Source organism: Xanthomonas sp. CPBF 426 (assembly GCF_903989465.1).
Lineage (GTDB): Bacteria > Pseudomonadota > Gammaproteobacteria > Xanthomonadales > Xanthomonadaceae > Xanthomonas > Xanthomonas euroxanthea.
The window spans coordinates 2,907,163-2,926,987 of the sequence record NZ_LR861805.1 but is presented as its reverse complement, the minus strand read 5'-3'; the positions used below and the strand labels follow the sequence as shown (position 1 = coordinate 2,926,987).

Annotated in this window: 16 protein-coding genes and 2 tRNA genes; 17 read left to right on the top strand and 1 reads right to left on the bottom strand. The window is 57.4% G+C overall.

Going from position 1 to position 19,825, the window contains the following annotated elements; translation table 11 throughout:
- The first annotated feature begins 1 nt into the window (after window position 1).
- From H7A87_RS12470 to H7A87_RS12455, 4 genes are all read left to right on the top strand, one after another.
- On the top strand, window positions 2–511 hold the full coding sequence (locus H7A87_RS12470; RefSeq protein ID WP_115047008.1) for a PilX N-terminal domain-containing pilus assembly protein: 510 nt from the start codon (window positions 2–4) through the stop codon (window positions 509–511).
- A 10-nt stretch (window positions 512–521) separates the two neighbouring features.
- Window positions 522–4,427 (top strand): PilC/PilY family type IV pilus protein, encoded by a 3,906-nt coding sequence (locus H7A87_RS12465; RefSeq protein WP_232087851.1) that lies wholly within the window; start codon window positions 522–524, stop codon window positions 4,425–4,427.
- Between the two features lie 12 nt (window positions 4,428–4,439).
- The gene (locus H7A87_RS12460) at window positions 4,440–4,889 is read left to right on the top strand and encodes a type IV pilin protein (RefSeq protein WP_119128549.1); all 450 of its coding nucleotides are present in this window, start codon (window positions 4,440–4,442) and stop codon (window positions 4,887–4,889) included.
- 54 nt (window positions 4,890–4,943) lie between these two features.
- Window positions 4,944–5,020, top strand: a tRNA-Asn gene (locus tag H7A87_RS12455).
- A 51-nt stretch (window positions 5,021–5,071) separates the two neighbouring features.
- Here H7A87_RS12455 and H7A87_RS12450 read toward each other — a convergent pair.
- Window positions 5,072–5,605 (bottom strand): GspH/FimT family pseudopilin, encoded by a 534-nt coding sequence (locus H7A87_RS12450; RefSeq protein ID WP_232087850.1) that lies wholly within the window; start codon window positions 5,603–5,605, stop codon window positions 5,072–5,074.
- A 147-nt stretch (window positions 5,606–5,752) separates the two neighbouring features.
- Here H7A87_RS12450 and uvrB point away from each other — a divergent pair, with 147 nt between their 5' ends.
- The 13 genes from uvrB to H7A87_RS12385 all read left to right on the top strand — a co-directional run bounded on the left by uvrB (window position 5,753) and on the right by H7A87_RS12385 (window position 19,571).
- A complete protein-coding gene (uvrB, locus tag H7A87_RS12445) occupies window positions 5,753–7,774 on the top strand; it encodes an excinuclease ABC subunit UvrB (protein WP_102253869.1) in 2,022 nt (673 codons plus the stop codon).
- Between the two features lie 104 nt (window positions 7,775–7,878).
- Window positions 7,879–7,953: transfer RNA gene (locus H7A87_RS12440), tRNA-Val, on the top strand.
- Between the two features lie 541 nt (window positions 7,954–8,494).
- Window positions 8,495–8,737 (top strand): hypothetical protein, encoded by a 243-nt coding sequence (locus H7A87_RS12435; RefSeq protein ID WP_119128550.1) that lies wholly within the window; start codon window positions 8,495–8,497, stop codon window positions 8,735–8,737.
- Between the two features lie 35 nt (window positions 8,738–8,772).
- On the top strand, window positions 8,773–10,446 hold the full coding sequence (locus H7A87_RS12430) for a type IV secretory system conjugative DNA transfer family protein (protein WP_119128551.1): 1,674 nt from the start codon (window positions 8,773–8,775) through the stop codon (window positions 10,444–10,446).
- Window positions 10,447–10,796: 350 nt separating this feature from the next.
- Window positions 10,797–11,207, top strand: coding sequence for a TcpQ domain-containing protein (locus H7A87_RS12425; protein WP_115677515.1), 411 nt, complete (start codon window positions 10,797–10,799; stop codon window positions 11,205–11,207).
- 126 nt (window positions 11,208–11,333) lie between these two features.
- Window positions 11,334–12,359, top strand: coding sequence for a type IV secretion system protein (locus H7A87_RS12420; RefSeq protein ID WP_164740953.1), 1,026 nt, complete (start codon window positions 11,334–11,336; stop codon window positions 12,357–12,359).
- Window positions 12,356–13,123 carry a TrbG/VirB9 family P-type conjugative transfer protein gene (locus H7A87_RS12415; RefSeq protein ID WP_115677513.1) on the top strand — a complete coding sequence of 256 codons (768 nt, stop codon included), beginning with the start codon at window positions 12,356–12,358 and terminating at the stop codon, window positions 13,121–13,123. The genes H7A87_RS12420 and H7A87_RS12415 overlap by 4 nt, the downstream gene beginning before the upstream one ends.
- Window positions 13,120–14,310 (top strand): TrbI/VirB10 family protein, encoded by a 1,191-nt coding sequence (locus H7A87_RS12410; RefSeq protein WP_115677512.1) that lies wholly within the window; start codon window positions 13,120–13,122, stop codon window positions 14,308–14,310. Before H7A87_RS12415 ends, H7A87_RS12410 begins: the two co-directional genes overlap by 4 nt.
- 14 nt (window positions 14,311–14,324) lie before the next feature.
- Window positions 14,325–15,365 (top strand): P-type DNA transfer ATPase VirB11, encoded by a 1,041-nt coding sequence (gene virB11, locus H7A87_RS12405; RefSeq protein ID WP_164740954.1) that lies wholly within the window; start codon window positions 14,325–14,327, stop codon window positions 15,363–15,365.
- Window positions 15,366–15,421: 56 nt separating this feature from the next.
- Window positions 15,422–16,243: a lytic transglycosylase domain-containing protein gene (locus tag H7A87_RS12400; protein WP_164740159.1), complete on the top strand. Its 822-nt coding sequence runs from the start codon at window positions 15,422–15,424 to the stop codon at window positions 16,241–16,243.
- Window positions 16,244–16,306: 63 nt separating this feature from the next.
- Window positions 16,307–16,711 (top strand): TrbC/VirB2 family protein, encoded by a 405-nt coding sequence (locus H7A87_RS12395; RefSeq protein ID WP_119128844.1) that lies wholly within the window; start codon window positions 16,307–16,309, stop codon window positions 16,709–16,711.
- Entirely contained in the window at window positions 16,704–17,015 is a 312-nt protein-coding gene (locus H7A87_RS12390; protein ID WP_119128555.1) for a VirB3 family type IV secretion system protein, read from the top strand. The genes H7A87_RS12395 and H7A87_RS12390 overlap by 8 nt, the downstream gene beginning before the upstream one ends.
- Before the next feature lie 99 nt (window positions 17,016–17,114).
- Window positions 17,115–19,571, top strand: coding sequence for a VirB4 family type IV secretion/conjugal transfer ATPase (locus H7A87_RS12385; RefSeq protein WP_119128556.1), 2,457 nt, complete (start codon window positions 17,115–17,117; stop codon window positions 19,569–19,571).
- Window positions 19,572–19,825 lie beyond the last annotated feature (254 nt).

Sequence of the window (19,825 nt, the reverse complement as noted above, 5' to 3'; positions counted from 1 at the left end):
AATGAATGCAGTCGCTCGCCGCCGCCCAATGCCATCCCGTCCTCGGGGGGCCGTGCTCTATGTTGCCTTGATCATGTTGATCCTGCTGGCGCTGATCGGGATCGCCGGCATGCAAGTGGCAGGCATGCAGGAAAAAATGGCGTCCAATTATCTGGTGACCAATATCGCCTTTCAGAATGCCGAGGGCGTGACGCGCAGGAGCGAGCGGGCGATTGAGGCCATCGCCAATCGCAAGAGTGCTCCCAGCGACGCAACGGTTGCGGACACTGAAATCCAGCAGAACTGCGATACAGCATTCGATCCGATGGCTTGGGCACGTAATAAGGCCGTGTCGGTCAACCAAGCGGTTAATGTGCGTCGCATCGACTCGTGCATCATCGGGGGGGGGTCGCTCGCGATGGGCGATCCGGTCGACCCGGTGACTCCGGTCTATCAAATCACCACCTTCGCCAACGATGCTACGACGGATGCATCTTCGTCGGCGGCGATCGATTCCATCTTCAAGCTCTGAGGCCGTGAGCATGTCTCGTCGCACCGTTCGAACCGCTATCGCCTCCGCCATAGTCCTGATCGCGATGAGCGGTTACTTTGTATACAACCTGATCGCGGCGCAGGGTCAGGAAAAGTTGGCACAGGGTCCACTTAATAATGGCAGTCCGGTCCCGCCGGCATTTATTATGACGGTGGATGATTCGAACTCAATGACGTTTGAGCGCATTTTCAAAGGCGGTGATGGGCGACTGCAATGGAATAGTGTCAATTCCAGCTTCTTTAATGCCGATGGAAGTTTTTTTAATAATGGTTCCGACTGTAATGGTTTTGTCGACTGTTACGTGTATTTATTTCCTTTTCCTTCGTATAATTCGTCATATAGTCCGGGCGTGGCTCTTCCGCCGATTGATCAATTTGGTTTCGCAAGATCGCCAGCATATAACGCAAATTATTTCGATCCGAATATCAAATACGATCCATGGAGTCTATCCAAAGGCGATGAAGTTAATAAGGGCTTATGGCCGCAGGCCGATTTCGACAGTGCTCGAGCGGATTCGCGTGACCCTGATGTTTATTGGGACGACGGCACGATAAACATGAGTCGCTACGGCACTGCGGTTAATCTTGGGGTAAGTAGAGAGGTTAATGGTGATAGTTCATTTCGATTTTTAATTGGAATGACGATTCCTTCTGGGACGCGCTATCGCACGGGCGGTAATGCTAGGGCGTGCAGTACCAACAACTCGAATGGCCTGCCGGGCACGAATGGACTTTGGTCCACTCTTGGCTTTAATGCCCAGGTGGCTGCAACTTGTTCGGTGCAAATCTCCTACGTCCCTGCAACATTCTATTTGCCTGCGGCCGCTCCGGCGCCCACGGGATACCTGACTAGCGACACCAATCGGCCGATTATCGTAAATGCATGCGGCCCGGGCTGCAATATGCGACGATATCAAATACTTCGCTCCAATTATTCCGCTGCTAATACGTCTGCTTATAATAATGCGAGGCAAAATTTTGCTAATTGGTTTCAATACCATCGGAACCGTATTCTCTCGATCATTGGCTCAGAGTCGCGGGCATTGACCGGTATTGAAAATATGCGGGTCGGTTATTTCACAATCAATAATTTGGCTCAGCCGACCATGTATGATGTCACGAACGATGATTCGCGTGAGGCTTTATTTCAGCAAATTTATCGTCTCAGGCCGAGTGGTGGCACGCCAAATCGGGCGGCCATCGATTATTTGGGTCAACAATTTAGGCGGACGGGGGACGGAGCTCCGGTGGTGCGTGCATGTCAGAAGAATGGCGGCATGCTATTTACTGATGGGTACACGACTAGGAATAATTCGGTCACTGGCTATGGCAATGCCGATTCCACTGGTACGGTAGACTTCCCCATCGTGCCGTTCGCTGATAGTTACAGCGATACAATCGCTGACATCGCTGCGAGCTATTATTCAGGGGCTTCTACGCCACTGGTGACAGGGCCGGGCTTCCCGGCTGGGCGGGTGCCTGTGGACGAAAAGTGCGCTACGCTCGCCAAGACATCTGCGGATTGGAAGCGTTTGGACTGCCAGAAAGATCTGCACATGAACTTCTATGCGATCACTTTAGGTGCGCAGGGGAATATCTATGAGGTCAATCAACCAGCGACAGATGACCCCTACGCCAATGCCCCCAACTGGACTGGCAATGGCAATCCGGTAACCGCTGACGATGGTCGTGTCATTGACGAACTGTGGCACGCCACGATCAATAGTCGTGGTCAGTTTATCAACGCCAAGAGCCCTGATGAAGTGACCAGCGCCATGCGCCGCGTGTTGTCGGCTGCCAGTGCACCCAACTCGCCGTCTGGCACCCTGGCGCTGACAGGTGCGCGTATCGGTGCAGGCTCGTTGACCGTCACTCCTGAGTACCAGATCAGGAATAATGGCACAGATTGGTCCAGTACGCTGAAGGCCAATCAGGTTTCGGTCGATCCGGATACGCGCGAGGCACGCTTTACGCCTCTCTGGGAGGCGTCTGCGCAGATACCAGCCGCCAATACGCGAAATGTATATTTCAATGATGGCAGTAACGTGCGAAAGCTCGATGGCACGACTGTCAGTTTAAGCGGCCTATGCGGTCTGCCTGCGACGTTGTATCCGGCGCAGTCGCTCTGCTCGGAGTCAGATCTGACCAGTCTTGGCGCAACTGCTGCGACCGCGGCCAACTATCTGCTAGGCGACCGCAGCGGCGAAGTTCAGCAGGGTGGCAAGCTACGCGATCGGAGTACTGTGCTCGGCGATATCGTCAATTCCACACCGGTTATCAGTGCCCCGGTCGATGACTACGGATATCGTGGCCTGGGCGGCACGCTTGGGACTAGCTATGCCAACTACCTAAATAGCAAGCGCAACAGGGGCTATATGGTGTATGCAGGAGCCAACGACGGCATGCTGCATGCTGTCGATGGCGGCATCGACAGCACTGGTGCCGTCACCGGAGGTGGTGGTCGGGAGCGCTTTGCTTATGTGCCGGCAACCTCCTATGGCCATATGGGGAATTTGTTGCTACCGTACCAGACCATTAAGTCATCTACGGTGCCCAGTTTTGAGCATCGTTATTTTGTCGATGGTCCGCTTGCCGTAGGAGATACCTACTACAACAATGCCTGGCAGACGACGCTGGTCGGCACCACGGGAGCGGGAGGTCGGGGTGTCTTCGCACTTGACGTTACCAATCCCGCAAGCTTCGGTGCCGGTAGTCGCCTCTGGGAGATCAACGATCTTGCTGGCGATGCCGCTGTGCGCGGGAACATCGGGCATGTGCTCGGCAAGCCCGTCATCGTCCCGGTGCGCGCGTCCAATGGGACGGTCAGCTGGAAGGCGATCTTTGGTAATGGTTACGCTAGCGCCACTGGGAAGGCGGTATTGTTCGTTGTCGATATCGGAACAGCCACCACACCGACGATTCGGATGATCGAGGCAACTGAGTCGGGAACCTCAATCAGTGGCAATAACGGGCTAGGCAATATTATCGTACTGGATCGCATCGACAATCTGACAATCGATCCGACGACCAATAAGCCAGCTCGCACGCGTGATGGATATGCCGATACTGTCTATGCGGCCGATCTCCGCGGCGCAATCTGGAAGTTCGATCTCACTTCGACCGCAACCTCAGTAACCGTTCCCGCGTTCACGACCGGGATCTATTCCGAGGGTGGTCTAAACTACCGTCAGCCAATAACTGGTGGGCTGCAGGCCGCTTCCGGCGAGAATGGAGGGGTGCTGGTTTTGTTCGGCACGGGGAGTTTCTCGTTTAGTAAAGACAATCTGGCAAGCTCCTCGCTGCAGACGCAAAGCTTGTATGGCTTCACCGATCAGGTCGATGGAGTGGTTTCCTCAACTCTCACAAGGGCGAACCTGACTCCGTATTCGGTCAGCATTGGCGCCTCCAGTACCACTCGATCCCTGCAGCAAGGGACTGGTCCCGCTCTGGCACTAGGCTGGTACGTGGATCTGCCCGCCGGTGAGCGATTTGTGGGTTATCCGGAACTCGTGTCGGGAATCTTGTTCATGCCCACTTATTCGCCGCTCGCGATCAGCAGCGGGTGCAGCACCGATGGTGTGAACTGGTTGTTCGGACTGAATCCACGGACGGGTAGGGGTGCCCTATCTGGTGTGCGAATGGGTGGCATCGGTGGCTCCACGCTTGCCACCGATTCGGCTGGAATCTCGCTCAATACCGGCGGCAATGCGCCGGTTAAAGACGTGGGCGTGTCAGTCGTGCCCAGGCTCGAGCCCAAGGTCAATCCCAAGGATGGTTCTGCGGCACCCACCGTGCCTGCAGGATCGGGCTGCTGGATGATCGTCAGCGTGGCTGGCGCCCCGCCCATGTATGTCCCTTATCCTTGCGGCCGCCAGTCCTGGCGCCAGCTTCAGTAACGGAGATTGTCAATGCCCTTAGACCTATCGCGGTCCCTGTCCACGCAACTTCGTCAGCGTGCTGGTGCCGGTGGTTTCACCTTGATCGAGTTGATGATCGTCGTCGCGATCGTCGGCATCCTGGCTGCCGTCGCCTATCCTTCCTATGCCGATCATGTTCGCAAGTCTCGCCGAGCGCAGGCCAAGGCCGATCTGGTCGAATACTCGCAGTTGCTGGAACGCTCGCATACGACCAACAACACCTATGCCAATTTCAAGTTCGGGAACGGCTCGACGACCGTCCAGTCGCCGCGCGAAGGTGGTACGGCGCAATACAACATTACGCTCGCGACTACGCAGTCGACCTTTACCTTGACTGCTGCGCCCCAGGGCAATCAGGCCAAGGACAAGTGCGGCACGCTGACGTTGAATCAGGCAGGGGTGAAGACGCCGAGTGCAACTACCACTCCAGGCTGCTGGTAGCTTCGTTACGAGGTGTTGCGCTGCTGCAAAGTTGCCTATAGAATACGCCTCCCCGCCCGAATAGCTCAGCCGGTTAGAGCACTTGACTGTTAATCAGGGGGTCGTTGGTTCGAGTCCAACTTCGGGCGCCAAGATGTTTAAGAGGCCGCGACTAGTCGCGGCCTCTTTGTTTTTGCAGTGGCTCACCGGCCGGGGCAGTCAGTTGGTTGCCTGTAGCGGACAGAGCGCGTACGCCCTGAGTTGTTGACGATGACATCCGCCAGGCGTTGCGCGCCCGTGCAGAGGCTGATCGTGATGTTGGTGCCGCTATTGCGGCCGTTCGGAAGAAATCGGATAAGCGATCGGCCGATCGTTCCAGTGATGCTGATGTTGTCGCTCGCAGCATACTGCTCGACCCGCAGGATCGAGCCGGCGTCCGCAGGCTGCCCACTACGCGCTGGATCTTTGAAAAGAATCCATCCCCGGCTCCAGTCCCTGTCTGGTCGGCAATTCGCGCCGTCAACGGATGGGCAGACGCTAACCGGCAGGCGATGCGTGATGGCCATGCTTCTGGCCATCGCCAGATGTACGGTGAGCACGTGAACCCGTGCCTGTGCTCGCTGCCATTCGATCAAAGCATTGAAGCTAGGCAGGCCGATGGCCGCCATGATTCCGATGATCGCCATCACGATCACTAGCTGTACTGCCGTGTACCCTTCTGCGCACGAACGAATCACTGCTTCACCGTCCTGCTCCCTGGCTCGGAGCAAGCAGTGTCTACGGCGTCTATTGCCCAGGTAAGGCCGGCTCTCAGTGATGAGGTGTCGGACTTTTACCGAAAGTTGCCTCCGCCGTTCGTGCAGTCCTCCCCCGAGATCCGCTCCATGACCGACCGTTTTCAGCTCGTATCCCCGTACTCCCCAGCCGGCGATCAGCCTGCCGCCATCGACAAGCTGGTCGCCAGCTTCGAGGCCGGCTTGGCCAAGCAGACCCTGTTGGGCGTGACCGGCTCCGGCAAGACCTACACCATTGCCAACGTGATCCAGCAGGTGCAGAAGCCCACACTGGTGATGGCGCCGAACAAGACGCTGGCAGCGCAGCTGTATGGCGAGTTCAAGTCGTTCTTTCCGCACAACGCGGTGGAGTACTTCGTCAGCTACTACGACTACTACCAGCCCGAGGCCTATGTGCCGTCGTCGGACACCTTCATCGAGAAGGACAGTTCGATCAACGAGCACATCGAGCAGATGCGTCTGTCGGCGACCAAGACCCTGCTGTCGCGTCGCGATTCGCTGGTGGTGGCCACGGTGTCGGCGATCTATGGCCTGGGTGCGCCGGAAGACTATCTGTCGCTGCGCCTGATCCTGTCGGTGGGCGAGCACATCGACCAACGCCAGTTGATCCGCCATCTCACCGACCTGCAGTACACCCGCAATGAATTCGAACTGACCCGCGGCGCGTTCCGCGTGCGTGGCGAAGTGCTGGACGTGTTCCCGGCCGAATCCGACACCGAAGCGCTGCGGATCGAGTTGTTCGATGGCGACATCGAGCGGCTGACCCTGTTCGATCCGTTGACCGGCGAAACGCTGCGCAAGCTGCAGCGCTACACCGTGTACCCCAAGACGCACTACGCGACCACGCGCGAGCGCACGCTGAGTGCGGTGGATACGATCAAGGAGGAATTGAAGGAGCGCTTGGAGCAGCTGTACTCGCAGAACAAGCTGGTCGAAGCGCAGCGCCTGGCGCAGCGCACCCAGTTCGATCTGGAGATGATGGCCGAAGTGGGCTTCTGCAACGGTATCGAAAACTATTCGCGGCATCTGACCGGCAAGGCACCCGGCGAGCCACCGCCGACCTTGTTCGACTATTTGCCGCCGGACGCGCTACTGGTCATCGACGAGTCGCATGTGACCATTCCGCAGATCGGCGCGATGTACAAGGGCGATCGCTCGCGCAAGGAGACGCTGGTGGAATTCGGTTTCCGTCTGCCGTCGGCGCTGGACAACCGGCCGCTGCGTTTCGAGGAATGGGAGGCGCGCTCGCCGCGCAGCATCTATGTGTCGGCCACGCCGGGGCCCTACGAGCTGCGTGAGTCCGCCGGCGAGATCACCGAGCTGGTGGTGCGCCCGACCGGGCTGATCGATCCGGTGGTCGAAATTCGCCCGGTCGGAACGCAGGTGGACGACCTGATGTCCGAAATCCACGAGCGCATCAAGCTTGGCGACCGTGTGCTGGTGACGACGCTGACCAAGCGCATGTCCGAGAACCTCACCGAGTACCTCGGCGAGCATGGCATCCGCGTACGCTATCTGCATTCGGATATCGACACCGTGGAGCGCGTGGAGATCATCCGCGACCTGCGCCTGGGCAAGTTCGACGTGCTGGTCGGCATCAATCTGTTGCGCGAAGGTCTGGATATGCCGGAAGTGTCGTTGGTGGCGATCCTGGACGCGGACAAGGAAGGCTTCCTGCGTTCGACCGGTTCGTTGATTCAGACCATTGGCCGCGCCGCGCGTAACCTGCGCGGCAAGGCCATTCTGTATGCCGACAAGATGACGCGCTCGATGCAGGCCGCGATCGACGAAACCGATCGTCGCCGCGAGAAGCAGGTTGAGTACAACCTGGAACATGGCATCACGCCCAAGTCGGTGGCGCGTCCGATCTCCGACATCATGGAAGGTGCGCGCGAGGATGCCGCCGAGAAGAAGGCAGGCAAGGGACGCTCGAAGTCGCGTCAGGTGGCGGAGGAAATGCCCGATTACCGCGCGATGGGGCCTGCCCAGATTGCCGGCAAGCTCAAGAGCCTGGAGCAGCAGATGTACCAGCACGCCAAGGACCTGGAGTTCGAGGCGGCCGCGCAGATTCGCGACCAGATCCAGAAACTGAAAGCTGCCAGTCTGGCGTAGGGCAGGGCGACAGCATCGCAGTTCGGATGCAGGGAGGGCTTGTGGCGATCCAAACCCTGCGCTAGAATGCGCGCCCTGCACAGCGCAATGCTGATGCAGGAAACGGGCGGTTAGCTCAGCGGTAGAGCACTACCTTGACATGGTAGGGGTCACAGGTTCGAACCCTGTACCGCCCACCACTCCAAGTCCAGGCGGCATGGCGACTTGAGTGGCTTCAACATCGGCAGCGACTGCTGCCGCGGATCCCAGGTTGGCTCATGCATTTGCGCTCGCAGCGTCCGTGCGTCCTTTGCCAGGTCTTCGACGATCGCTTTCGCTTCCATCCTTGGCGTCGCCCAATCGTGTTGAATCGAACCTCGTGCAGCGGCTAGGCGTCACGGACGGCTGCACGCCGGCCTGGCAGGGCGGGCGCTTTTGCGTTCCATGCGTCGAGTGTCCTGGGGGCAGGCTCGGGTCGCTGTTCAACGTTGTTTCGTCGCGGCGCTGGGCACCGCATCCATAGCTGGGCACCTCATCCACAAGGGGAGTTGTCACCGCCAGGCATGCGCGTGGCTTTGAAAGCACTTCAAGTGTCAATCGAATTCCTCCAGCACTGACGCATCCCGATCCTCGCCTTGCGTCGAAAGCAGGCGCTGTTGAGCCGGCTTCGCCGAAACCGCTTTCTCCATCACACGTCTTGCTTTAGCATCGCCTCCGCGCTGACGAAAAGGAAGGCTGGCGATGGATGAGTATCAGCACACCGTGCTGACCAGGGGCGGGTACCGTGTCGTGGCAATCACCCGGGAGGATACTTACGCGCCTGACGCTGTGGTTGCCTATGCCGTTGTGACGGATGCCGGAACCCGGATCACGCCGGACCTCTCTCTGGATCAAGCCAGAATCTGGATCGACTCGCTCGTCGAGAGCGAGAGCGGCGGACGCAGGGCGGATCTGGTCGATCACAAGCCCGTCGTCCGTCGCTAATTGCCGTTGAGAAGTAAGCCAAGGAGTAGGGGCGCGTGTCCAAAGCCAAACTGATTGCAGTCGCCACCCTGGTGACATTGCTTGTTGGATATTTCCTGTCCGGGTATCTGACGCTTCTGTTATTGCGGCTCGATACCGGGCTGTACGCCTGGGATACCTACTACCGCTACGTCAAGGCGCTGGGCTTGCCGGAAGTGGCGCCTTACGCAACCAAGATCAAGATGTCCGGCATTCTCGGCTTTGGTCTGCCCGGGATCATCTGGGCCATCACGGTCGTGCTCCTGGTCAAGCCGAAGGCACGGGCGCTGCATGGCGATGCGCGCTTTGCCGGAGCGGCAGACCTTTCCAAGCACGGCCTTTTCAAGCCTAGTGGTAACGGCATCGTCGTCGGCAAGTTCAACGGCAAGCTTGTACGGCTGAGCGGGCAACAGTTCGTGATCCTCGCTGCGCCAACGCGTTCCGGCAAGGGCGTCGGCGTGGTCATTCCCAACCTGCTGGAGTACCAGGAATCGGTCGTGGTCCTGGACATCAAGCAGGAGAACTTCGACCTCACCAGTGGCTGGCGCGCCAGTCAGGGGCATGAGGTGTTCCTCTTCAATCCTTTTGCCGAAGACCGTCGTACGCATCGGTGGAATCCGCTGACCTATGTGTCCAGCGACCCCGCCTTTCGTGTGTCGGATCTGATGAGCATCGCCGCGATGCTGTATCCGGACGGGTCGGATGACCAGAAATTCTGGGTCAGTCAGGCGCGTAATGCCTTCATGGCGTTCGCCCTGTATCTGTTCGAAAACCAGGACGAGGAGTTGTCGCTCGGCTTCCCGGGTGGGGCAGGGGCTCCCACGCTTGGCGGCATCTACCGCCTGTCGTCGGGAGATGGCACAGACCTCAAGAAGTACCTCAAGTCGCTGTCCGAGCGCAGGTTCCTCAGCAGCAATGCACGCTCGGCATTTGCCAACATGCTGTCACAGGCCGATGAGACCTTCGCGTCCATCATGGGCACCCTGAAAGAGCCGCTCAACGCATGGATCAACCCGGTCCTGGATGCGGCAACCAGCGCGGACGACTTCCTGCTCACCGACCTGCGCAAGAAGAAGATGACGATCTACATCGGCATCCAGCCCAACAAGCTGGCCGAAAGCCGGCTCATCATCAACTTGCTCTTCAGCCAGATCATCAACCTCAACACGCGCGAGCTGCCGAAGTCCAATCCAGAGCTGAAATACCAATGCCTGCTGTTGATGGACGAATTCACCTCGATCGGCAAGGTCGACATCATCGCCACTGCGGTTGCCTACATGGCGGGCTACAACCTTCGTTTGCTGCCCATCATCCAGAGCATGGCGCAGCTGGACGCGACCTACGGCAAGGATCTGTCGCGCACCATCATCACCAACCATGCGCTGCAGATCCTGTATGCGCCGCGCGAGCAGCAGGATGCGAACGACTACTCCGAGATGTTGGGCTACACCACCATCAAGAAAAAGAACGTCACCCGCGGCAGGGAGACTACCCGTAGCGTTTCGGAGGAGCGGCGGGCCCTGATGCTTCCGCAGGAACTCAAGGCAATGGGCAACGAGAAAGAGGTCTTCCTGTACGAGGGCATCCCGCACCCGGTGAAGTGCGACAAGATCCGCTACTACGAAGATCGCTATTTCACCGCACGACTGTTGCCCAGGACGGATGTGAAAACGCTTTCCATAAAAGTGTGATTTTGGTCACGAAATGGATGGGGCGACATGCCGGCGATTCTTGACTCATGCGTACGTTGAGGGCAAAGTTACCCAGAATTTGCGCAATGTTGATTTTTTGTTAAAGGGGGGCGGCGCCAGACGGGGCCGCACAGGAGTAAGGCTATGGATGGTTCTGCAGTGTATTCATTTTTTTCGTTGACGCGCATGTGCGGTGCCGGCTGGCCTGTTTCGGCTGGCTCGGATGGATATGTGCGCCCGCAAGTTGCATCGAAGGCAAATTCCCTCCGCCACCTGACGGTGAGCGGGGCCGTCGTGCTGTTCGCCGTAAGCACGAAATCTCATGAGTTGGAGAAGTCAGAGTGAATCCGATGTGTGTGCCCAAGCTGTCGCTGGTCTTGGTGGTCGCTGCGTTGGTCAGCGCGTGCGCGACCAAGCCTGCTCCCGATTTTGGTGGACGTTGGAAGCACGTCAATCACTTTGACGAAGCGCCCACTGAGATTCCGCTTTACACCTCCTATACGTATCAGGCCACGCCGATGGACGGCACGCTGAAGACGATGCTGGAACGGTGGGCTGCGGATTCCAACATGCAGCTGTCCTACAACCTGCCTTCGGATTACACCCTGATCGCTCCGGTTTCCAATATCAGCACCACCAGCGTGCAGCAAGCCGCAACCGAGCTGAGCGCGGTGTACGCGGCGCAAGGGGTATCGGTCTCGGTCTCCGCCAACAAGCTGTTGGTACAGCCGGTGCCGGTGTCGTCTGGAGCCAAACTCTAAGAGCTGACTGCTGATCCGATGCTCTCCAGCATTCGGTCGGCGAGTCGGCTCAAGCCTCCCATGCGTCCGTGCTCTTCGCGGCGATAGTTTCAGGCCTGACAAGGCCCTACGGTGACGGATCTATACATGTTGCGTAAGAAGGTCAGTGAAAAGGACGGATCTGCCCAGGTTGGTGCGGCCGTCCAGAAAGCGGTGAACTACGAGGTCAACATTGCCGATCTCGCACGCCGCAGCGAAAAGCGCGCATGGATGGTGGCGACCGTTTCCATGCTCATTACCGTCATGACGGCCGGCGGTTACTACTACATGTTGCCGCTGAAGGAGAAGGTGCCGTACCTGGTAATGGCTGACGCGTATTCTGGCACCAGCACCATTGCCAAGCTCGAAGCGAATTATGGCGGACGCACCATCAGCACCAGCGAGGCATTGGCGCGTAGCAATATCGCGCGTTTCATCCTGGCCCGTGAGTCATTCGATGCGTCTACGATCGGTGATCGTGACTGGAATACGGTTGCTGCGATGGCGGCAACGAATGTGCTTGCCGAGTATCGCGCACTGCACGCCGGTAATAATCCAACGAGGCCTTTCAATACCTATGGAAGGCTGCGTGCAATCCGCATCAATATTCTCAGCATCACCCTTATCGGTGGCAAAGGTAAGCCGTATACGGGTGCGACGGTGCGTTTTCAGCGGAATGTTTACGATAAGACATCTACTGTAACTACGCTTCTGGACAACAAGATTGCGACTATGGGGTTCGCTTACCAGGATAACCTGCAGATGAGTGATAGCCTTAGGGTGGAAAATCCCCTTGGTTTCCGGGTGACCGATTATCGTGTCGATAACGATTACTCGGCCTTGCCTGCCGCGCCGTCCGCGATCAGCACGCAGGCGCAAGCTGCACCACAGGCCGCAGCTTATCAACAGCCGATGACTCCTGGCATGGTTGATCCGAATGCCGCTGGCGCTGCAACGCCAGCTAGTGTCCCGGCGCAGCAGGGCATGCAGGCGGCTCCTGGTAGCGTTCCAGTGCAACAGCAGCCCGGATATCCTGGCCAGGCACAGCCTCAGCCGGCCGGCCAAACTCAAGCTCAGCCCACGATCCAACCCCAAGGGATGCCGAACAATGTCAATGGAGCAAGCGGTCGATGAAACCCTCTAACCCTTACAGGGCGGCATTGGCTGCAGTGTTGCCACTTGCATTGTGCGCATTCTCGGCTGCAGCTCAGGTCGTACAAGAATACGAATATGCACCCGACCGTATCTATCAGGTGCGTACCGGACTGGGCATCACCACCCAGATCGAACTCAGTCCCAATGAAAAGATTCTCGACTACAGCACCGGTTTCACCGGAGGCTGGGAGCTGACACGTCGTGAAAACGTCTTTTATCTGAAGCCCAAGAACGTCGACGTCGATACGAATATGATGATTCGTACGGCTACGCATTCTTATATCCTCGAGCTCAAGGTTGTTGCGACCGATTGGCAACGCCTCGAGCAGGCCAAACAGGCCGGCGTACAATACAAAGTGGTATTCAGTTACCCCAAGGATACGAGCTTCAACAATGTCGAGGATGCAGCTGCCGCTAAGGATGGTCCTCTGTTGAATGCGAAGATTCTCAAGGATCGTCGCTACTATTACGACTATGACTTTGCTACGCGAAGCAAAAAGTCCTGGTTGATTCCGAGCCGAGTCTATGACGACGGTAAGTTCACTTATATCAATATGGATTTAACGCGATTTCCCACAGGTAATTTCCCGGCGGTATTTGCTCGTGAGAAAGAGCATAGCGAGGACTTTCTCGTGAATACGACCGTTGAGGGTAATACCTTGATCGTTCATGGAACCTACCCCTTTCTGGTAGTTCGTCATGGCGATAATGTCGTCGGTCTGCGAAGGAACAAGCAAAAGTGAACTCCAACATTCCAAACAGCCCTGATGAGCGCTCCCGGGACAACCGATCGGATGAGCCCGTAACGAACGAGTACGACGAGCGCAGTAATCCGTACTTTGCACGCCAGCAGGCGGCTGCGGAGCCGGATCTGGATTCGACTGAGCCTGTGTTGCGGTCCAGCGACATCAAACGGTTGAACCGGAAGGCGCTGGTTTTTCTCGCACTGGTTGCCGGCCTGTTACTTTTGGCTATTTTCTGGTTGGCAAAGCAGGGCTCTGACGATTCTGCACCGGTGAAGCCGCGTGCCGAGACGGTTGTCGCGCCTGCACTTCCGCAAAATATGACCTCACCCGTCGAGACGGCTCCGGTGCCTCTTGCGCAACAACCGAGTTTGCCGCCGCTGCCGCCGATGCCTATCGACGAAAACGACAGCATGCCAGCCGAAGCTCCAGAGCGTCCGCGCGCTCCGACCTTGCTGGAACGACGCATTCTGGCCGAGCAGTCCGCTGCAGCCGGCGGCAATGCTTCGGGCACTCCCGGGATGTCGGGTCAGACTGGCGCACAGCCTGGAGCTCAAGAGGATGAGCAGGTGACGCTGGCCAAGCCGATCAGCAATCCTGACGGTTTGCTCGTGCGCGGTACCTATATCCGTTGCATTCTGGAAACGCGGATCATTTCCGACTTTGGCGGCTATACGTCCTGTATCGTTACCGAACCGGTTTATTCGATCAATGGGCACAATCTGCTGTTGCCGAAGGGTTCGAAGATGCTGGGTCAGTATGGTGCAGGCGAACCCACGACCCGGCGCCTGCAGGTCGTCTGGGATCGCGTGACTACTCCAACCGGGCTCGATGTCACTCTGGTCGGCCCGGGTATCGACACGCTCGGCAGTGCTGGTCATCCTGGCCAGTATGACGCTCACTGGGGCAACAAGATCGCTTCGGCGTTGTTCATCAGCCTTTTAAGCGATGCTTTCAAGTACGCGGCCGCGGAGTACGGTCCGGAGACGACCACCATCGGTGTGGGTTCCGGTGTCATCACGCAGCAGCCGTTCGAGAGCAACACCGCCCAAAGCGTGCAGCAACTTGCGCAACAGGCGGTAGAGAAATCCGGGCGTCGCCCTGCAACGCTGACGATCAATCAAGGAACGGTCCTGAACGTTTACGTTGCAAAAGACGTCGATTTTTCGGCGGTGCTGCCCAAGTGAGCGCGACGACCGCCATGACGATTGACGATTCTCCGACGGCGCGGATCTCGAATGATTTCCTGGATTACCAGTACTCCGTACTGGGGATCCTGGACTATTTGAATTCGCCCGAGGTCACGGAAATCTGCATCAATCGTCCCGGTGAGCTATACCTGGAGACAATCAATGGCTGGCAACGCATGGATGTGCCGTCGCTGACCTTTGATCGGGCCCGGCAGTTCTGTACGGCGGTCGTCAACGAAAGCAACACCGGGCAGCGCATCACTGACGCCGATCCGGTGGTCTCTCTGACCTTCCCGACGGGCCAGCGTGCGCAGTTCGTCATTCCGCCTGCCTGCGATGCCGGCAAGGTCTCGATCACGATTCGCCTGCCCTCCAAACACACCAAGACCCTCGAGCAGTACACAAGCGACGGGTTTTTTGACCAGGTACTCGAGCAGGCTGCCGATGTCAGCGATCACGACCGTGAACTGCTCGAGTTGCGTCGCAACAAGGAGTACTCCGAGTTCTTCAAGAAAGCGGTGCTTTACAAGAAGAATGTGGTGGTCGCCGGTGCAACCGGTAGTGGCAAGACCACCTTCATGAAGGCGCTGGTCAATCACATTCCGAACGAGGAGCGCCTGGTCACCATTGAAGACGCCCGCGAGCTATTCATCAGTCAGCCCAATTCGGTGCACCTTTTGTATTCGAAAGGTGGCCAAAGTGCGAGTAATGTGACTGCCAAGAGTTGTATGGAAGCCTGCCTGCGCATGAAGCCGGATCGGATCATCCTGGCCGAGTTGCGTGGCGATGAATCGTTTTATTTCATCCGTAACTGTGCATCCGGCCATCCTGGTTCGATCACCAGTTGCCATGCCGGCAGCGTCGAGCAGACGTGGGACCAGCTGGCGCTCATGGTGAAAGCGTCCAACGAAGGCTCCGGGCTGGAATTCGAGGTGATCAAACGGCTGCTGCGTATGACCATCGATATCGTGGTGCACATCAAGGCGCACGCCGGGCGCCGCTTTATTACCGGAATCGATTTCGATCCGGCAAGAACTCTGCGTGGCGGCTGACGGCCGCCAATGATTGACGTCGATCCAGTTTCAAGGAGACCGTTATGCTGCCTGGCATGGAATTGATGGGCTGTACTGGACTTGCCGTCCCAGGCGAGGTCATGCAGCACGTCGTTCGCGTGGAGTCTTCGCGCAATCCGTACGCCATCGGCGTAGTCGGTGGCCGGCTGGCACGCGAACCGCGTGGGCTCGAAGAAGCGGTAGCCACGGCCAAGATGCTGGAACAGAAGGGCTACAATTTCTCCCTGGGGCTTGGTCAGGTCAATCGCTACAACCTGCAGAAGTACGGGCTGACCAGTTATGAGATGGCCTTTGCCAAGTGTCCCAACCTGGTCGCTGCATCCAGGATCCTGGCCGAGTGCCACTCGCGATCCGGTGCCAATTGGGGCAAGTCGTTCAGTTGTTATTACTCGGGCAACTTCGAAACCGGCTTCAAGCATGGTTATGTCCAGAAGATCTATGCCTCCATTCGTCAGTCGGTGGCATCTTCGGGGGCCGAGCCGATCACCGTGATTCCGAACCGCCCGATCAAGGTCCGTGTCGAAAAACCCTTGCGTCAGGCAGCCGCCGAGCTGGCTGATGCGATCGTTGCACGTCGGATTCAGGATCTCGCAAATCCCGGGCGCACAGAAGCTTCACAGCAGGGCCCTATGATTGCATCGCCCACGCCGACACAACTGCCATCGCCCCACGTATCCCAGGCCAGCACAGCCGACGACGGACTATATGTGGTCAAGGCAACCGGACAGGGGCGGGGTGTTGCCCTACCTGCCGGCGTGCAACAAGCCCCAACCGTAATGAACCAAGCGCCAGCCAGCATGGCACCGGCGCAACCGATGCCTGCGACACAGCAAAAAGATGCCGCATTCGTTTTTTAACCAGGAAGGAAAACCTGCCAAGGATTGGCTATTAGACCCCCCCTGTTCCCCAAGGAGATTGATATGAAGTTTGAAATTAACAAGAAGACGGCCGCTGACGCCAAGATGATCGGAACCCAGGCCCTGAAAGCGCTGGCATTCACTTCCTTGCTCCTAGTTGCGGGTGGGGCCTCCGCAGAAGGCGGTCTCGGAGAAACCGGCGATAAGATGTGTGGCTTCCTTGAAAACGTCAATGGTCTGTTGAACATGGGCTCAGCGCTTGTTGTCACGATTGCAGTGATTATTGCCGGCTACCAAATTGCGTTTGCTCACAAGCGAATTTCTGAAGTTTCTCCGATTTTGATCGGTGGTGTCCTGATTGGCGCTGCTGCCCAGATCGCCAACATGGTGATTGGCAAGGAAGGTGGTGGCCAGGATTGCAACACTGCGTCGATGACGCTGCTGCAAATCACTCAGTACTATGCATAAAGACGTTCTCTTCCGTGGGTGTACGCGTCCGGCGATGTTCCTGGGAGTGCCTTATATCCCGTTTTTCATCGGAGCCGGCAGTGGCCTGCTGCTGGGGATGTATTTCGATCTTTGGTATCTGTTGACAATTCCAGTCATTATTTTTGCCCTGCAGCAAGTGGCCAAGCGAGACGAGATGATCTTCAGGCTGTTGGGACTACGGTGGTTGTTTCGTATGCGTGTGCGAAATGCCCAGCGTTACTCGGGAATGTGGGTGTTCAGTCCCAATGAGTATCGAAAGAACCCCGCTGGAAAACGTCAGTAAGCAAGTAGGCCGCTAACCAACCCCACGCCCGCAAGTCGCGTGGGGTTGGCGCTTTGCACGACTGCATCATCAGATGCTTCCTCTTAAATTGGTAAGGCCATGTTCAGCCCAGATAGTCCGATCAGCGAATTCGTCTCCGTTTCGACGCACGTAGCACCGTCCGTTCTAAAAACGACCGGCGGTGACTATCTGTTGATCTGGCATCTTGCGGGCCTGCCCTTCGTTGGACGTGACGAGTTTGAGCTGGAGCAGCGGCACAATACGTTCAACCGTCTTGTACAGACCCTGCGCGCGCCGGATTTCGCAAACGTTGCGTTCTGGGCACATGATGTTCGACGTCGTCGCAAGATCAGCAATTCCGGCCGTTTCAAGCAAGCGTTCAATCAGTCGCTGTCCAATGAGTATTACTCAACGCTGTCCTCCCAGAAAATCATGCAGAATGAATTGTATTTCAGCATGATTTACCGCCCGGTGGTTACCGGGCGTCGGTTGGTCGAGAAATCCAGCGATCCTGCCAGAATTCGGGTCGAAGAAGAGCAGGCGATTGCGAAGGTGATCGAGCTGGCGACTAACGTGGAAGCGGTGCTAAAAGACTATTCGCCCTATAGACTTGGAATGTACGAGGCAAAGAATGGAATCGTTTTCTCCGAAACGCTGGAGTTCCTTGGCTATCTATTGAATCGGATCGACGAGCCGGTTCCGGTACTGCAGGCGCCGGTTCCGGCGTACCTGCCCGTCAGTAAGCACATGTTCGCCAACAAGACCGGTGACTTTGTCATCCGCACGCCTGATGGCATCAATCATTTCGGGGCTATCCTAAATGTCAAGGAATACGCCGACGGGACCTATCCCGGCATACTCAATGGCTTGAAGTATCTAGATTTTGAATATGTGGTCACTCACTCATTCAGCCCTGTCGGTCGCCATGACGCACTGAAAGTGCTGGAGCGTACCAAGGGCATGATGATTTCATCGGGCGACAAATCCTCCAGCCAGATCCGCGATCTGGATCTGGCAATGGATGACGTGGCCTCGGGTAACTTCGTGCTGGGCGAATATCACTTCACCATTGCGGTGTACGCTGACAGCCAGGAAAAACTCGCCCGGCAAATCGCGACCACGCGTGCAGAGCTCTCCAATGCGGGCTTCGTGTCGTCCAAGGAAGACTTGGCAATTGCCTCGTCGTTCTACGCGCAGCTGCCGGGCAACTGGCGCTTCCGTACGCGTATTGCCAATCTGAGTTCGCTCAACTTCCTGGGCCTGTCGCCGCTGCACAATTTTGCCCAAGGCAAGCTGCACAACAATCCGTGGGGCGATTGCGTCACCACGCTGCAGACCACCAATGGTCAACCGTATTACTTCAACTTCCATGCCACGCACCCGGCCGAGAATTCCTTGGGAGAGAAGGCGATCGGCAACACCATGGTGATCGGCAAGTCCGGTACCGGTAAGACGGCGCTGATCAACTTCCTGTTGAGCCAGGTGCAGAAGTTCGACCCGGTCCCGACGATCTTCTTTTTCGACAAGGATCGCGGCGCGGAGATCTTCGTGCGCGCTTGCGGCGGTAACTATCTGGCGCTGGAAAACGGCGCGCCGACTGGCTTCAATCCGTTCCAGTGCGAACGCAACGAGGCCAACACGCAATTCCTGGCCGAGCTGATCAAGGTGCTAGGCGGCAAGACCGAGTACAGCGCACGCGAGGAAGAAGATATCTATCGCGCGGTGGAAGGTATGCTGGATACACCGATGCATCTGCGCAGCATGAGCAACTTCCGCAAGAGCCTGCCCAACATGGGCGACGATGGGCTGTATGCACGCCTGCGCCGCTGGACTGCCGGCAATTCATTGGGCTGGGTATTCGACAACCCGGTGGACACCGTCGACCTGACGCGCGCATCGATCATTGGTTTCGACTACACCGATGTGATCGATAACGCCGAAGTGCGCGTGCCGGTGATCAACTATTTGCTGCATCGCTTGGAAGCGCTGATCGACGGGCGTCCATTGATCTATGTCATGGACGAGTTCTGGAAGATCCTGGACGGCAAGGGTGGGCTGAAGGAATTCGCCAAGAACAAGCAGAAGACGATCCGTAAGCAGAACGGTCTGGGCATCTTCGCCACGCAGAGCCCGGAAGACGCACTGGCGAGCGACATCGCAGCCGCGTTGATCGAACAGACGGCAACCATGGTCCTGCTGCCCAATCCCAGCGCCAGCCGCGACGACTATATGGAAGGGCTCAAGCTCACTGACGCCGAGTATCAGGTGGTGGTGTCGCTGGACGAACGCTCGCGCTGCTTCCTGGTCAAGCAAGGCCATGCCTCGGCGGTGTGCCAGCTCAACCTGCGTGGGATGGATGATGCCCTTTCAGTGATTTCATCCTCAACCGACAACATCGAAATCATGCATCAAATTTTGTCGCGGAAAGCCGACAAGCTGGGTGTAAGCGTAGACCAGCTGACGCCAGAGCAGTGGCTGGAAGACTTTTATGCGAACCGAAAGGGCTCAGGTAAACGCAAGCGTGCCAAAGACGACGACCTTGAGGATCACGCATAAGCTCGAGCCGGTATGCGCAATGTGTCTAAAACCCGTCGCAGATTAACGGACGGGTGATGCATCGGTTGCTGGCAGCCTCGAAACAGGTCGCTTTTGGTGTCAATCAGCCGCCAGTTTCATTTGCAGAACAGAAATTTTTACATGCAACGCTTCGATGCGCTTGGGTCTGACGTCTTTTGCATGTCATGCCAGCATGGTGACTAGTGAGATGCTGCGAATCGTAATGTAGCTTTTTGAGCGATCGAGGCCTTGCT

What these genes read in the sequence shown, in the direction of transcription:
- uvrB (WP_102253869.1), top strand. Translation starts at nt 5,753, where the DNA reads ATGACCGACCGTTTTCAGCTCGTATCCCCGTACTCCCCAGCCGGCGAT.
- virB11 (WP_164740954.1), top strand. Translation starts at nt 14,325, where the DNA reads ATGACGATTGACGATTCTCCGACGGCGCGGATCTCGAATGATTTCCTG.
- H7A87_RS12425 (WP_115677515.1), top strand. Translation starts at nt 10,797, where the DNA reads ATGTGTGTGCCCAAGCTGTCGCTGGTCTTGGTGGTCGCTGCGTTGGTC.
- H7A87_RS12385 (WP_119128556.1), top strand. Translation starts at nt 17,115, where the DNA reads ATGTTCAGCCCAGATAGTCCGATCAGCGAATTCGTCTCCGTTTCGACG.
- H7A87_RS12400 (WP_164740159.1), top strand. Translation starts at nt 15,422, where the DNA reads ATGGAATTGATGGGCTGTACTGGACTTGCCGTCCCAGGCGAGGTCATG.
- H7A87_RS12415 (WP_115677513.1), top strand. Translation starts at nt 12,356, where the DNA reads ATGAAACCCTCTAACCCTTACAGGGCGGCATTGGCTGCAGTGTTGCCA.
- H7A87_RS12420 (WP_164740953.1), top strand. Translation starts at nt 11,334, where the DNA reads ATGTTGCGTAAGAAGGTCAGTGAAAAGGACGGATCTGCCCAGGTTGGT.
- H7A87_RS12460 (WP_119128549.1), top strand. Translation starts at nt 4,440, where the DNA reads ATGCCCTTAGACCTATCGCGGTCCCTGTCCACGCAACTTCGTCAGCGT.
- H7A87_RS12470 (WP_115047008.1), top strand. Translation starts at nt 2, where the DNA reads ATGAATGCAGTCGCTCGCCGCCGCCCAATGCCATCCCGTCCTCGGGGG.
- H7A87_RS12435 (WP_119128550.1), top strand. Translation starts at nt 8,495, where the DNA reads ATGGATGAGTATCAGCACACCGTGCTGACCAGGGGCGGGTACCGTGTC.
- H7A87_RS12390 (WP_119128555.1), top strand. Translation starts at nt 16,704, where the DNA reads ATGCATAAAGACGTTCTCTTCCGTGGGTGTACGCGTCCGGCGATGTTC.
- H7A87_RS12465 (WP_232087851.1), top strand. Translation starts at nt 522, where the DNA reads ATGTCTCGTCGCACCGTTCGAACCGCTATCGCCTCCGCCATAGTCCTG.
- H7A87_RS12395 (WP_119128844.1), top strand. Translation starts at nt 16,307, where the DNA reads ATGAAGTTTGAAATTAACAAGAAGACGGCCGCTGACGCCAAGATGATC.